General features: G+C 71.2%; 9 protein-coding genes. 2 read left to right on the top strand and 7 right to left on the bottom strand.

The window, feature by feature from the left end:
* Window positions 1-7: 7 nt before the first annotated feature.
* The 4 genes from NRF20_RS07205 to NRF20_RS07190 form a co-directional block, all read right to left on the bottom strand.
* The gene (locus tag NRF20_RS07205) at window positions 8-619 is read right to left on the bottom strand and encodes a TetR/AcrR family transcriptional regulator (protein ID WP_413752246.1); all 612 of its coding nucleotides are present in this window, start codon (window positions 617-619) and stop codon (window positions 8-10) included.
* A gap of 103 nt (window positions 620-722) precedes the next feature.
* A complete protein-coding gene (locus NRF20_RS07200) occupies window positions 723-4,451 on the bottom strand; it encodes a S8 family serine peptidase (protein WP_413752245.1) in 3,729 nt (1,242 codons plus the stop codon).
* Between the two features lie 121 nt (window positions 4,452-4,572).
* On the bottom strand, window positions 4,573-5,793 hold the full coding sequence (locus NRF20_RS07195; protein WP_398634165.1) for a Glu/Leu/Phe/Val dehydrogenase dimerization domain-containing protein: 1,221 nt from the start codon (window positions 5,791-5,793) through the stop codon (window positions 4,573-4,575).
* A complete protein-coding gene (locus tag NRF20_RS07190) occupies window positions 5,790-7,385 on the bottom strand; it encodes a thiamine pyrophosphate-binding protein (protein ID WP_413752244.1) in 1,596 nt (531 codons plus the stop codon). The genes NRF20_RS07195 and NRF20_RS07190 overlap by 4 nt, the downstream gene beginning before the upstream one ends.
* A gap of 344 nt (window positions 7,386-7,729) precedes the next feature.
* Between NRF20_RS07190 and NRF20_RS07185 the strand changes: the two genes are divergently transcribed.
* Together NRF20_RS07185 and NRF20_RS07180 are read left to right on the top strand one after the other, a co-directional pair.
* On the top strand, window positions 7,730-8,170 hold the full coding sequence (locus NRF20_RS07185; protein ID WP_398634163.1) for a PPOX class F420-dependent oxidoreductase: 441 nt from the start codon (window positions 7,730-7,732) through the stop codon (window positions 8,168-8,170).
* Between the two features lie 99 nt (window positions 8,171-8,269).
* A complete protein-coding gene (locus tag NRF20_RS07180) occupies window positions 8,270-9,511 on the top strand; it encodes an MBL fold metallo-hydrolase (RefSeq protein WP_398634162.1) in 1,242 nt (413 codons plus the stop codon).
* A 321-nt stretch (window positions 9,512-9,832) separates the two neighbouring features.
* Here the strand turns inward: NRF20_RS07180 and NRF20_RS07175 are convergent, their stop codons facing one another.
* The 3 genes from NRF20_RS07175 to NRF20_RS07165 all read right to left on the bottom strand — a co-directional run bounded on the left by NRF20_RS07175 (window position 9,833) and on the right by NRF20_RS07165 (window position 13,391).
* On the bottom strand, window positions 9,833-11,479 hold the full coding sequence (locus NRF20_RS07175) for a pyruvate, phosphate dikinase (protein ID WP_398634161.1): 1,647 nt from the start codon (window positions 11,477-11,479) through the stop codon (window positions 9,833-9,835).
* Window positions 11,480-11,556: 77 nt separating this feature from the next.
* On the bottom strand, window positions 11,557-12,189 hold the full coding sequence (locus NRF20_RS07170; protein ID WP_398634160.1) for a transcriptional regulator: 633 nt from the start codon (window positions 12,187-12,189) through the stop codon (window positions 11,557-11,559).
* Window positions 12,186-13,391, bottom strand: coding sequence for a helix-turn-helix domain-containing protein (locus tag NRF20_RS07165; protein ID WP_413752243.1), 1,206 nt, complete (start codon window positions 13,389-13,391; stop codon window positions 12,186-12,188). The genes NRF20_RS07170 and NRF20_RS07165 overlap by 4 nt, the downstream gene beginning before the upstream one ends.
* Window positions 13,392-13,554 lie beyond the last annotated feature (163 nt).

The raw sequence follows: 13,554 nt of genomic DNA, 5'->3' as shown, positions 1-13,554 counted from the left end.
GCGCGTTTCAGGCCGTCAGTGCCGCACGGTCGATGCCGAGTTCGCGGGCGAGGGCCTCGTCGGTCCAGGTCAGCATCGTGGCCCGGGAGAGCGGACCCGCATACGACGTCATTTGTACGGCCAGGCCGTCCAGCAGGGCGGTCAGCCGCCAGGCCACGGACATCGGGTCGTCGCAGTGGAACTCACCGGCGGCGGCGCCCTCTTCGATGACCTCGGCGAGCTCCGCCTTCCACTGCTGGTCGAGATCGCCGGCCACATTGCGCAGCGCCGGGTCGCGCAGCGAGGCCGCCCAGCCCTCGATCCACAGCCGCCAGCCCTTGGCCTGGCCCGTCGGGGCGTACCAGCGGACGGCGGCGCGCAGCCGCCGTACCGCACTGGTGCGGCGGCTCAGCAGCTTGCGCAGATGGGCGAGGTCGGCCTCGGCGGCATGCGCGAAGGCGGCCGTGACCAGCTTCTCCTTGGTCGAGAAGTGGTAGAGCACGAGCGCATTGCTCACACCGAGCACGGCGGCCACGTCGGCGATCCGTACCGCTGCGACCCCTCGCACCTCGATCTGTTCGACGGCAGCGCGCAGGAGCTCCTCACGCCGTTCCGCCACGCTCAACCGCACTCTTGCCACTGCGCCACCCTAACGAATGCGCGGGGCCCGGACAGGCCGGGGGCGGAGCCGCGTACGGCCCCGCCCCCTGTTCATCCGACGCCCGTGGCGCCGGCCTGCACCGTCAGCACCAGATGTCGGCGCAGCCGGAGTTGTACGCGTCGATCAGGGTCTCCGTCAGCGAAGCACCGGAGGTGTCCGTGACGGTGGACCTCAGATCGACCTTGGCGGTCCCGAGGGTCGGCACGGTGACCTTCCAACGGCCGTCCGCCCCGCGAGCCGCCGCGGCCTGCTTCCAGTCGGTGCCGTCCGTTGCGTACCAGACCTTCAGCGAGGCGATGGGAAGTGCATTCCGGCTGCCCTGCGCGGAGAGACCGACCGTGTAGTCGAGCGGTTTCGCGGGGTCGGCCGCATTCTCGCCGGTGAGCGGCAGCCGGTAGTCGAGATCCAGCAGCCGGGCCGGTGCGGCCGACTTCTCGTGCCCGGAGCGAAGACGCCACTCGCTGGTGACCCTCGTCCCGAGCATCCAGGTCACCGGATCCGGCGACGTACGCGTGGCATCGACGGTCAGCCGGTACCAGCTCTCCTTGCGCGGCAGGTCGAATGTGGCGCGTCCCGGTGCGGCATTGCGGGCCAGCACCTTTCCGCTGTCGTCCGCCAGGACCGTGCTCCCGCTGTCCGCACCCGGTGCCGTCTCGGCCCGGTGCCCGGCCGCGTCGGAGAACACCGGGAGCGCCACCTTCAGCTTGTCGCCCTCCCTGACGACCTGGGCGGCACCGGCCCGCTTGCCGAGCGCCGGGTTGAAGGGGGCGGACATCCAGTCGTCCCGGTAGTCACCGTCCTTGCGGTACACGGTGGGTGGACCGCTCAGCGTCCCCAGCGGGTAAGTGCGGTGGCCGACGTCGTACTGGTAGTGGAAGGTCGCCGTCGTCCACGCCACGTCCGGGGAGAAGTACAGCGTCTGCTCCGACGGCGGACGGTAGCGGGTGACCTGCTGATAGAGCGTCAGCCCGTGCCAGGTGGTCCAGGCGTACATGCCCTTGGGATCGGACGGGTAGCCATGGGTGCGCTGTGTCGTCCGCACCTCGGCCAGCTCGGACCGCCGGTCGAACCAGTCGGCCCCGGCCGGGACCCGGCCGTCGACCGAGTGGTGCAGATAGTAGGCGTCCGCTCCGGTGTTGACGCCGTCGAGTGTCAGGGTCAGCGGCCCCTCGGCCAGCCGGTCCCGCAGCGCGGGCACGCTGGTCTGGTCCAGCCGGAGCACCGGTGTCGGCTTGTAGACGGAGAGTCCGTAGCCGGCGTACATGATGGCGGCCGTGCCCGCGTCGGACAGTCTCTGGTAGAGGGCGTTGTTGATCGAGGTCTGGCTGGTCGCGGGCGTCCACAGCACGATCTTGCCCTTGAGGTCCATCGCCGCCGGGTCGGTGTCCGCCCCGGTGCCGATGTCGACGACCTCGCCGGTCGCGGTGCCCAGCCACCTGTAGATGCTGTACTGCGACAGCAGCAGCTTCAGCGCGCTCGCCGAGGAGCTGGGCTCGTGCGCGTCGACCTCACGCTGCTGCCAGCTCAGCCCGCCGAAGAAGGTGAGCCCGTCCAGCGTGCCGCCGGTGGTGGGTACGGCCTCGACCCGGTACTGACCGGCGGAACTCGGTGCGATCAGACCGTTGTCCACGGCGCCGGAGCCGGTGTCGATCCGCGAGGCGATTCCGGTGGCCGACTGGAGGGTCACCCGGGCGGACCCGTCGTCCACCCCGATCCGTACCGGCTTCGCGCCCTTGGTGTCCAGCGTGGCCGAGGTGTCCTGATTCACCGTCACCCGCCGGGCGAAGTGAATCGCCGTGCTGCCGACGACGGTGTTGTCCACCTTGTCGTACTCCCAGGTGTGCCCGAGGGCGCGGTAACTGCCGCGCGGCAGCGTCACCTTCCTCGGCGTGGTGCCCGTCAGCCCGATGATCTGGGACGCACCGGTCCTCTCGTTCTGCAGCACCACACCCGTCGAGGTGGCCTCGCTGCCCTCACGCGGCGCGGGACCGGTCAGGGTGAGGGTGTACGTCTCCGGATCGGCCTGGATCGAGACGGGTACGGTCGCCCGTCCGCCTCCCGGCCAGGTCGCGGTCACGGCACCGCCGTACGTCGTGCCCGCCTCGACCCGCGACGGTTCGAGGGTGACCTTCGAGACGGCGGAGGAACGCGCCGGCACGGTCAGCGTCTGCGCGTCGAGGCGTACCGCGGAGCCCTGCCCCGCGGAGAGCCGCAGCCTCACCGGCTTGTCGGTGGTGTTCGTCCACGTCAGCTCGCGACTCTGCGGCTCGGCGGAGGCGTTCGGGTACGTGGTGCGGGCGGCCAGCGTGGCGGGCTCGGCGACCACCGCGGTGGCCAGCGCAGCCGGTACGTCGGCGAGACCCGAACCGGTGTCGGAGACCGTCGCACCGTCCACCGGCGCGGCGCTGCCGATCAGTGCCGCCTTCAGCCGGGCGCCGGACCAGTCGGGGTGCCGCTGCGCCAGCAGGGCCGCGGCGCCCGCCACATGCGGGCTCGCCATCGACGTACCGGAGAGCGAGGCGTACCGCTCGGTGACGGCGGCGTCGTCAAGTGTGCCGGCGGCACGCGCGGCGACGATGTCGCTGCCGGGGGCGGAGATCTCCGGTTTGACGGCGGGCCGGCCCTGACGCGGTCCACGTGAGGAGAACGCCGACATCTCACCGGACTTGGTGACCGAGCCGACCGTCAGAGCGGCGTCGGCGGCACCGGGTGCGCTGATCGTCCGGTCGCCGCTGTTGCCCGCGGCGATGACGAAGAGCGTGCCGTGCTCGGCGGAGAGCTTGTCGACGGCGGCCGACAACGGGTCGGTGCCGTCGGACGCCACGCTCGAGCCGAGGCTCATGTTGACGACCTTGACGTCCTGGTCGACAGCCCACTGCATGCCTGCCAGGATCCAGGAGTCGTAGCCGTAGCCGTCGTTGTTGAGCACCTTGCCCTCGACGAGTTCCGCACCCGGTGCCACACCCGCGTACCGGCCCTCGGAGGCGGCCCCGGAACCGGCGATGATCGAGGACACATGGGTGCCGTGGCCCTGCACGTCCTGCACGTCGCCGTCTTCGGTGAAGTCCTGCGAGGCGACGACGGCGCTCTTCAGATCGGGGTGGTCCCGGTCGTAGCCGGTGTCGAGAACGGCAACTCTGGTGCCCTTCCCGGTGATCCCGGCACGATGCGCCCGGTCGGCGCCGATCTGCGGTACGGATCTGTCGAGCGTGGCCCGCACCCTTCCGTCGAGCCAGACCTTGCCGATGCCCTCGGTGCGGGCCCGCGATTTTGTGCCGAGCTGTTTCCAGACGGTGCCGGCCGACTTCTTCGGCACATTCAGCGCGGTGGTCTGCGTGGTCGGGAAGGCCGCGGCGATCCGTGCGCCCTTCGGGGCGTCGGGGCTCCCGGACGACGATGCGGCACCGCCGACGAGGATGCGCAGCGAGTCCGTATCGGCGTCCGCGTAGCCCGAGGCGACGAGCTCGGTCACATCGAACAGCCGCTGGTCCACACGGCCCCGGGAGATCTGGCCCATGGCGTCGATCGGTACCGCGTACTCGTGGCCCCCGGCCCGGAAGCGGGTGAAGCCCATGCCCTCGCGGCCGGTTCCCGGCACGATCGAGCTGATCTGTACGCCGTCCCCACGGCCGGAGTACGTCACCACGTCGCCGGTCAGCAGGGTGACGGTGCTGCTCCCGCCGGCCGTTCCCGGGGATGTGGACGGTGCGGCGAAGGCGGGTGTGTTGTCGGCGGCGGCGGGCAGTGTTCCACCGGCAAGGGCGGCGGCAAGCGCGGTGGCGCAGACCGCCGCCCATCTGGTCCGTCTCATTCTCACCTCGTGAACTCGTGTGTTTTCAGGGGGTGGTGAGGTGAGAATGTCAGGAGCATGACGGATTGGAGCTGGGTCGGGGCTGGCGGATAGCTGCCATGGCAGCTATCCGCCGTTGGGCTCAGCGGTACCAGCCGAACCGCTGCGCCATCACCGGCAGACGGTCGGCGACGATGGCATGGGCGGCGGCCCGCGGGGTGCAGTCGTCGGCCTCGGCGCGGGCCAGCATCAGGTCGATCAGGGCTCGCATCGAGCGGCGGGTGTGTCCGAACGCCTCGTCGGCGTCAGCGCCGATGTCACCGAACAGCGTCCACCACCACCAGGCGTTCGTACCGGAGTTGACGACCACATCCGGCAACACCGTGATCCCGCGTGCCGCGAGCAGTGCCTCCGCCTCCGCAAGCACCGGCATGTTCGCCGCTTCGACGACCCAACGGGCCTGTATCCGCGCCTGGTTGGCGGCATCGATCGCGTACGAAACGGCTGCCGGTACCAGTATCTCGGCCTCCTGCTCCAGCCATGCTTCCGCGGACAGCTCCCGGTCCCCGTCCCGGAGCGCGCCGCGGTCCACCGTTCCGTACCCGTCCCTGGCGGCCAGCAGCGCCTCGACATCCAGGCCGGCCGGATTGGCGATCGTGCCCTTGACGTCGGCCACGGCGACCACCGTCAGCCCGGCCCGCGCCAGGAATCGCGCTGTCGCCCCGCCCATGGTGCCGAGCCCCTGTACGGAGACCCTGGCCTCCCGGTACGGGACGCCCGCCCGGTCCAGCGCCGCGAGCGCCGACTCGGCGACACCGCAGCCGCCGACCAGCTCGTCGAGCCCGATGCCGTCCACCTCGACGGCGAACGCGTCGGCGAGACGCTGCCGGGCCGCCGTCTCGTCGTCGAGCAGGGGATAGACGGCCTGGATCGAGGAGACGAGCCCGGCCTCGGCCGCCGCCCGGTCCACGATGTCCTGGGTGAGCCCCAGGTCCTCGCCCGTCGTCCACACGTTCTCGATGTACGGGCGCACGGCCCGCAGATAGCGCACCAGAACGCCGTAGGCCTCCGGGTCGCGCGGATCGCAGTCGATGCCGCCCTTCGCGCCGCCGAGCGGTATGTAGCGGGCCCCCGTGTCACCGGCGTTGAAGTGGAGGGCCTCCTTCATCGTCATGCCGCGGGCCAGCCCCGCGACCTCGTCGAGCGTGCAGCCCGCCCGCATCCGCAGTCCGCCGCTGGACACGCCGCGCACCAGCCGGTCGACGACCAGGTGCCCCTGGCGGCCGGTGATGTGGTCGGTCCAGGTGAGCGAGATCAGGGGGGCGGACGGGGCAGTGGGACGGGACACCGCAGGTGTCGTCATCGGGGGGTCTCCTCGGTCACAGTGATCACGGTGGGCCCGGGGGTGGTCAGGGCCAGGGACAGGGCGCGGGCGAGCGCCTCAGGGGTGTCGGCGCGGGTGCCGCGGCCGCCGTACGCCCGCGCCAGCGCGGGCAGGTCGACGGACGGCAGATCGACGCCCGTGGGAGTGTCGCCGCGCGCAGTCATTTCGTCGCGGATCTCTCCATAGCCGCCGTTGTCGAACACCACGACGGGCAGCGGCAGCCGCAGCTGGGCCGCCGTGGCGAGCTCCTGCACGGAGAACTGCAGCCCGCCGTCCCCGCTGAGCGCCACGACCTGCCGGTGTGGGTACGCGGTCTTCGCGCCGATCGCCGCCGGCAGCGCGTAGCCGAGGGTGCCGAAGCCGGTCGGGTGCAGATAGCGCCCGCGCGGGCCGACGGGCAGGTGGGGCAGGGCGCCGTAGTAGCAGCACTGCGCACTGTCCGAGGTCCAGATCGCGTCGGCGTCCAGCACGGCCCGTGCGGCCCGCATATACGGCACCCAGCGGGCGTCGCGCTCCGCGGTCTCGGCGTCCCGCGCGGCGCGCAGCGCCCGCACCGCGGCGGCACCGTCCCGCGCGCCCGAGTCCCCGGTGGCCTCCTCCAGCGCATCCCGCAGCGCATCCAGCGTGGGGCGCGCCGCGCCGACCAGCGCCAGATCGGCGGGCAGTCCCGCGTACATCTGGGCGGGGTCGATGTCGACCCGGATCAGCGTGCCGCCCAACGGCGGCGGCGCGGACCACAGATCGGACTCGGCCAGCTCGGTGCCGACCGCGAGCACCGCATCGCAGTCGGCCAGCCACTTCTGTACGGACGGGCTGTGCAGCGACACCCCGAGCGACAGCGGATGCGTCTCGTCGACGATCCCCTTGCCGTTGGCGGTGGTGACGACCGGGGCGGCCAGAGCCTCGGCGAGTGCCCGGCACCCGGCGGACGCGGACCGAGCCCCTCCGCCGAGGACCACGGCGGGCCGCCGGGCCGAGCGCAGCACCCGGGCCGCGTCCCGGAGCGAGGGCCCGGCCGGGCCCGGGGTGGACAGCGGTGGCGCGAGCCGCACCGGTCCCGCGGGCTGCGCCGTCTCCAGCAGATCCAGCGGTACCTCGATATGGACCGGGCGCGGCCGCCGGGTACGGAACAGGGTGAACGCACGCGCCACCGCCGAGCCGATCTCCTCGACCGTCGACACCCGGTGGCTGAATGCCGCGACCGCGCGCAGTGCCTCGGTCTGGCTGCGCATCTCGTGCAGCAGGCCGGTCGGCTGCCGGGGGTGGCGCAACGGCATCCCCGGCGACACGACCAGCAGCGGCACGCTGTCCGAATACGCCTGACCGACCGCTGCCGTGATGTTGAGCAGGGCCGGCCCGGTGGTGGTGATCGCCACCCCGGGCCGCTCGGTGACCCGTGCGTACGCATCCGCCGCGTATCCCGCGCCCTGTTCGTGCCGGGGCGTGACATGTGCGACGCCGTAAGGGGCCAGATGCCGGTAGATCTCCAGGTTGTGCGTTCCGGGAATCCCGAACGCCCTGGTGACCCCATGCGCCGCCAGGGCCCGGACCACGGCTTCACCGCCGGTCACGGACGCACTCCTCGACTGTTCGGGCACGCCGGCTCCCTCCACTGACAGGTCGATTTCAACGGGTCGATTTACTGAATCGCCGGTCAGTATCGGGAGGCGGAGGCAGCCCTGTCAATGCGGCCGCTGCTGAATCGTCGTTCAGTGGTCGGACCGCATCGGTCGGCGGCCTGCGGGTCGCTCCACCGCGCACCGGTCCTTTCGGCCCGGATGCCGTCCAGCGGCGCCGCGGGATGCCGTCGGCGGGCTGCGTTCACGCGGGTGTGACGGACGGGGGTCCCCCGGATGTGACACGGGAGTGCGGCCGAATGCGGAATCCTGTGGCGGGCACGGACGTTGGATTCGGCATGACGGGATTCGATGCACAGCAGGAAGCGCTGCTCGGGCTGCTCGGCGAGGAGAGCGGCGGCGTACTTGTGACGCTCAAGCGGGACGGCAGGCCCCAGCTGTCCAATGTCAATCACTTCTACTACCCCGACGAGCGCATCGTCCGCGTCTCGATCACCGAGGACCGGGCGAAGACGAAGAACCTCCGCCGTGACCCGCGGGTGAGCTACCACGTCACCAGCGCGGACCGTTGGTCGTGGACGGTCGTGGACGGCACGGCCGAGCTGACCCCCGTCGCCGCCGATCCGCACGATGCGACGGTGGAGGAGCTGATCACGCTCTACCGCGACGTCCAGGGCGAACACCCCGACTGGGACGACTACCGCAATGCGATGGTCCGGGACCGCCGCGTCGTGCTGCGGCTGCGCATCGAGCACGCGTACGGGCAGCCGCGTGACTGATGGAGCCCGGTCCGGCGATCAGCCCGTCGGCCGTTCCGCTCTCGCACTGTCGTACCCCCCGCCCATAATGAGACGACACCGACTCCCTCAGGAGATGCTGTGACCGGCGCTGACCCCTTGCCTCCGCTCCGCACCCGGCTGCGTTCGCTGCGCCCCGCCGCATTCGGCGCCGATCCGGGCGGTGCCCGCATGGAGCGCATCCGCCGCTCGCCCAACTTCGCCGACGGCGTCTTCCAGAACCCGGTGGGGGCACGGACCAGGCCGTCCGGATCCACCCTGGAGTTCGCGAAGGTCTATTTCCGCAAGGAGGAGCGGGCGCGCAGGGCGCCGACCGGCACCATGCCCGTCCACGCCACCACCTACGCCGACCTCGCCGAGCCGCCCGCCACCGGGCTGCGGCTCACCTGGATGGGCCATTCCAGTGTGCTCGCCGAGATCGACGGCCGGCGGGTGCTCTTCGACCCGGTGTGGGGCGAGCGCTGTTCACCCTTCGCCTTTGCCGGGCCCAAGCGGCTGCACCCCGTGCCACTGCCGCTCGCCGCGCTCGGACCCGTCGACGCGGTGGTGATCTCCCACGACCATTACGACCACCTCGATCTGCCGACGATCCGCGCCCTCGCGGGCACGGACACGGTCTTCGCCGTCCCGCTCGGCGTCGGCGCCCATCTGGAGCGGTGGGGTGTGTCCGCCGACCGGACGCGCGAACTGGACTGGAACGAAACCACGAAGATCGCCGGAATCAGCCTGACCGCCACCCCGGCCCGGCACTTCTGCGGCCGCGGTCTGCGCAACCAGCAGCACACGCTCTGGGCGTCCTGGGCTGTCGCAGGGCCCGAGCACCGGATCTACCACAGCGGTGACACCGGCTATTTCCCCGGCTTCAAGGACATCGGCGCCGGGCACGGCCCGTTCGACGCGACGATGATCCAGATCGGCGCGTACTCCGAGTACTGGCCCAAGAACCACACGGACTGTACCCCACTCCCCGGTGGGTGGCCCGACATACATATGACGCCCGCTCAGGGGATCCAGGCGCACCTTGACCTGCAAGGGGGCAAGCCGCACGGCGTCATGATGCCCATTCACTGGGGCACCTTCAGCCTCGCCATGCACCCGTGGGCAGAGCCCGGCGAGTGGACCAAGGACGCCGCCGAGGAAGCCGAGCAGTCAGCCGCATTTCCCCGGCCGGGCGAGCCCTTCGAACCCGCGGGAACGCTTCCCCTCGATCCCTGGTGGCGGTCCGTGGCTGCCCCGATCGCACACCCCTGGCGCCGCAGCGAGGCAACGGACGTTGCTCAGGGTCAGGACAATCGCGATCTTGATCTCGCAGGTGAGCGGTGACTCGGGGCAGGGACGGAAGCCTGAACGCAATGACGCAGTCGCTGCCGCACCGAGGCCCGGTTGAGGATCGCGACCTGGATCACCGGGTTCTACAACACGCATCGACTACACAGCGTGTGCGGATACCGCAGCCCGATCGACTACGAACAAGACCATCCGGCCGACTCCGCTCTGAAGCTGGCCGCATAGAAGATCTCCACAGTTCGAGGGGATTGACAGAACCAAGATTCCCTAGGTTGCAGGAACCAAGAACGCTCTTCGTCTACCGGTGGTGAAGGGCGTTCACGCCGACCGAGTCTCGCTCGCCCCGCATGAACGCCGTCAGCTCTCCGGTCCGTCGCCGGTCCGCCGGAGGGCGGCCTGTGCCGAGGTGAGGCGTTCGGATTCGTTGCGGCCCGTGGTCCTGTCGCCCGCGACGTCGTCGGCCCAGCCCAGCAGCCGGTGCAGTTGTGGGTCGGTCGAGGACACGGCGATGCGGGGCTCGCCGACGACGACCTCTCCGCCCGTTCCGTCAACGGCGATGAGGGTGCCTTCGGGCAGGGTGCGTCCGCCTGCCCGGACGCAGCCGTCGGCGGCGTCGACGGTGAGGTTCGCGGCACCCACGACGGCGGGTTTCCCCATCGACCGCGCCACCACGGCCGCATGACTCGTCGGGCCGCCGCGAGCGGTGACCACCCCGGCGGCGGCGGCCAGGCCGTGCATGTCGAGCGGGGAGGTTTCGGGGCGCAGCAGGACGACCGGCCCTCCCGCGGCGAGCCGGGCCGCGCTGTCGGCGGTGGTCGCCACTTGGCCGACAGCGACTCCCGGGGAGGCGCCCAGCCCTCGGGTGAACAGGTCGCGGGGTTCGATCGCCGTGATCCGAGGCGTACGTACGTGGGTGAGGTGCTGCGGTGAAACGCGGAGCAGCGCCTCGTCGCGCCCGATCGTTCCCGCGTCGGCCAGGTCGACCGCGACCCGGACTGCGGCGCGCCCGACGAACCGCCCGCGGCGCACCTGCAGGATCCACAGTTCGCCCGCCTCGAAGGTGAACTCGACGTAGCACGCGTCGCGGTAGTTCTCCTCGAGCCGGGTCAGGGCGGACAGCAGGCGGGTCCACACCTCGGGTTCCCGGTCGGCCAGTTCGCTCAGAGGCTCGGTCAGTGACGAGCCCGAGACGACGTCTTCGCCTTGGCGGCCGAACAGGGCCTCACCGAAGGGGACATGCTCGCCGGTGTTGGGATCACGGCTGAACGCGACGCCCGTCCCGCTGCGTTGGTCACGATTGCCGAACACCATCGCCTGTACGGTCACGGCGGTGCCGAGGTCGTGCGGGATGCCGTGCAGTTCGCGGTAGGTCTTCGCGCGCGGTGTGTTCCACGACGAGAACACGGCCTCGACGGCGAGCTCCAACTGGCGGGTGGCGTCCTCGGGCACGCTGTCGCCGCTGCGTTCTGCGATGAGCTGCTCGACGTCCTGGATCGCCTCGGCGAGGCGGCTCGTGTCGGTGTCCTGTCCTGCGAGCGCACGGTCGATGCCCGCCAGGCTCTCCGGGCCCACGCCGGCGACCTCGGAGGCGAAGCTGGTCAGAAACCTCAGCCGCGAGTCGAGTGCGAACCGCAGGTCGCCCGTCTCGTCGGCCAGGGTGGTGGTCGCCTCGGTGGTGAGCCCGAGGTTGAGGACGGTGCTCATCATGCCGGGCATCGACACGCTGCCGCCGGAGCGGACGGACACCGCAAGCGGCCGCCGTGGACCGCCGAGCCTGCGGTGCGTGGCGGCTTCGAGGCCGGCGACGGCGGCCGCCAGTTCGGCGTCGAGGCCGCTGGGCAGCCGTCCGGTACGGAGGAAGGCGCGGCACGCCTCCGTGCTGATGACGAAACCCGGCGGCACGGGCAGTCCCAGACGGCGGAGCACGACGAGACCGAGTGCCTTGCCGCCGAGGACTTCCGCCGTCTCCTCGACCTCAGCCGAAATCGGGTGAATCCAGGTCATTGCGTGGTCATCTCTGCGTCGCCTTTGCTGGTTCGGCTGCGGGTCCTGCGCCATGCGCGGGGTGGCGGACGGCGGATTCAATGGCGCGGGATGCCGAGGGTCGCCAGCAGGTCCTCGTGCAGCTGGAACCACACGGTGTGATACGAGGACGTGCTGTCCGTCACGTACTCCAGAGCGCCGGCCCTCGCCCGGGCGAGCGCGTCGGCGAGCCGGACGGGGTAGCGCTGGAAGCGGAGCAGCGCCGCGGACAACTCGGCGCAGAGGGGCTCGGCACGCTGGTGGAACTCCGTGAACCGGTCGAGCACCCGGGCGTCGTAGGAGGGGTCGCTGTGGTCGTTCATCGTCATGGAGCCGTCTACGGTGCGGGTCTGCCACGCCGTGCAGAGATCGAGCAGCTCGGGGTTGAGCACCAGGAACCGGTCGAACGCCGCGGTCAGTCGGGCCCGCGCTCCGGCTTCCTCCAACTCGTCGGCGATCCGCTCGGCGTCCGCGGCTCGGCCCTCCTCCGTAAGGCCCCATCCGCCGAAGTCGCCCGCGGCATGGGTGACGAGTCCGGCCACGGCGAGGTCGATCAGTTCCGATTCGACGTCGGACTCGGGGAGTCCCGACGCCCTGGCCACCCCGGAGAGGCCGGAGAAGCCGATGCAGCGGAGGGTGTGAAGCACCAGCAGGTCGGTGCTGGTCGCGTAGGACGAAACAGGCTGGGTCATGGCGCGGCCCCATCGGGTGTGGTGTGGGAGACATCTGCGGTCGTGAGATCGAAGGTGGCCGCTCCATGGGCGGCACCGGGTCCTTGGGCTCGGGTGACGATCGTGCCGTGCTGCACGCGTACCGCGTACTCGGTGGCGTCGTCGGCATCCGGTACGCCGACGGCCGACGCCAGCAGACCGCGCTCGTCCAGGACGAGGCGGAGACGTGGCCAGGCGCCGGGTTCGAACACGCGTCGCAGGCACCGGGCGAAGTCACCGGCCCTCAGCTGTACGAGGCGGCCGGTCTCGGCCGGGTCCGCCGTCGTGACGACCACGGTGATCCGGTCGCCGGTCCGTGCGGCGCGGACAGCCTCCTCGGCGGCTTTCAGGCGGTTGGTGCCGAGGAGCGTGATCACCCCGTCCTCGGCGAAGCCGACGGGGCGGTGCGTGATGAGATCCTGCAGCTCCTGCGGCGGGGACCAGCGGTCCCGGCAGGCTCGGGCCGGCGGGACGTAGGGCAGGTGCGGAGGGTTCCAGGCGTCGGCGAGGGCGAGCCCGCCCAGATGCGCGCAGGCCTGAACGATGTCGAAGGGGTCGCCGAAGCCGAGCGCCGAATCCGCCGAGGAACCCGGGCCCTCCAGCAGCCTCAGGACCAGCTGGGCCCGCCGGACTTGACGCACGGACGGGGCGTCGGCGGGCGCGTGCGACTCGAGCGCGAGTGCCAGCAGCAGAGCCTCGAGGTGGGTCATCTGTCCGAACGCGTCGCGGATCGGTTCGTCGTCGAGAACCCCGGCCGGCGAGCGGAGATGCACCCGGCCGAAGGAGGGGGTGCCGTCGGCCAGGGGCATTCGTTCGAGCCAGGTCCGGGCGAATGCGCCCAACGCGTCGGCGATGGATCCCGCAGACGGTGTCGGAGGCTGCGGGACCGCGCTGGTGGTGTCGGACTCCGCGATGGCATTCTGCTCCGTCGTGCCGCTCCGCTCCGCGGTGCCGCTGTGCTCAGCCGTGGCGGCACGCTCGACCATGTCGACCAGCACCGCCAGATAGAGAGCGCGTTTGCTCGGGAAGTTCGAGTACACCGCGCCACGCGTCAACTCGGCCCGCTCGGCGATCTCGTCCACCTTTGCCGCCGCGTAGCCGCGCTCGGTGAACTCCGCCTGCGCCGCGGCGAGTACGGCCGCGCGCGTGCGCTCCTGCTGCTGAGCCCGGGTCAGACGCACCATCCGCGACACCTCCCTGTCCGTTCGCCGCCGTTCGCAGCAAAAGATACACGGAACATCCTGATGATGAGACCATCCGAGTCCGGTGCGACGCGAAACGGGACGGCTGTCGGCCGACCGGTTCAGGCTGCCGGTCGCTCAGGCCCGTAGGGGCCGGCCGGGCGCG

This window comes from Streptomyces sp. R-74717 (assembly GCF_047305335.1).
Classification (GTDB): domain Bacteria; phylum Actinomycetota; class Actinomycetes; order Streptomycetales; family Streptomycetaceae; genus Streptomyces; species Streptomyces atratus.
Note: the sequence above shows the minus strand (reverse complement) of the source record. Positions and strands in the feature narration are given on the sequence as shown.

What these genes read in the sequence shown, in the direction of transcription:
- NRF20_RS07185 (WP_398634163.1), top strand. Translation starts at nt 7,730, where the DNA reads ATGACGGGATTCGATGCACAGCAGGAAGCGCTGCTCGGGCTGCTCGGC.
- NRF20_RS07170 (WP_398634160.1), bottom strand. Translation starts at nt 12,189, where the DNA reads ATGACCCAGCCTGTTTCGTCCTACGCGACCAGCACCGACCTGCTGGTG.
- NRF20_RS07200 (WP_413752245.1), bottom strand. Translation starts at nt 4,451, where the DNA reads ATGAGACGGACCAGATGGGCGGCGGTCTGCGCCACCGCGCTTGCCGCC.
- NRF20_RS07175 (WP_398634161.1), bottom strand. Translation starts at nt 11,479, where the DNA reads ATGACCTGGATTCACCCGATTTCGGCTGAGGTCGAGGAGACGGCGGAA.
- NRF20_RS07165 (WP_413752243.1), bottom strand. Translation starts at nt 13,391, where the DNA reads ATGGTGCGTCTGACCCGGGCTCAGCAGCAGGAGCGCACGCGCGCGGCC.
- NRF20_RS07195 (WP_398634165.1), bottom strand. Translation starts at nt 5,793, where the DNA reads ATGACGACACCTGCGGTGTCCCGTCCCACTGCCCCGTCCGCCCCCCTG.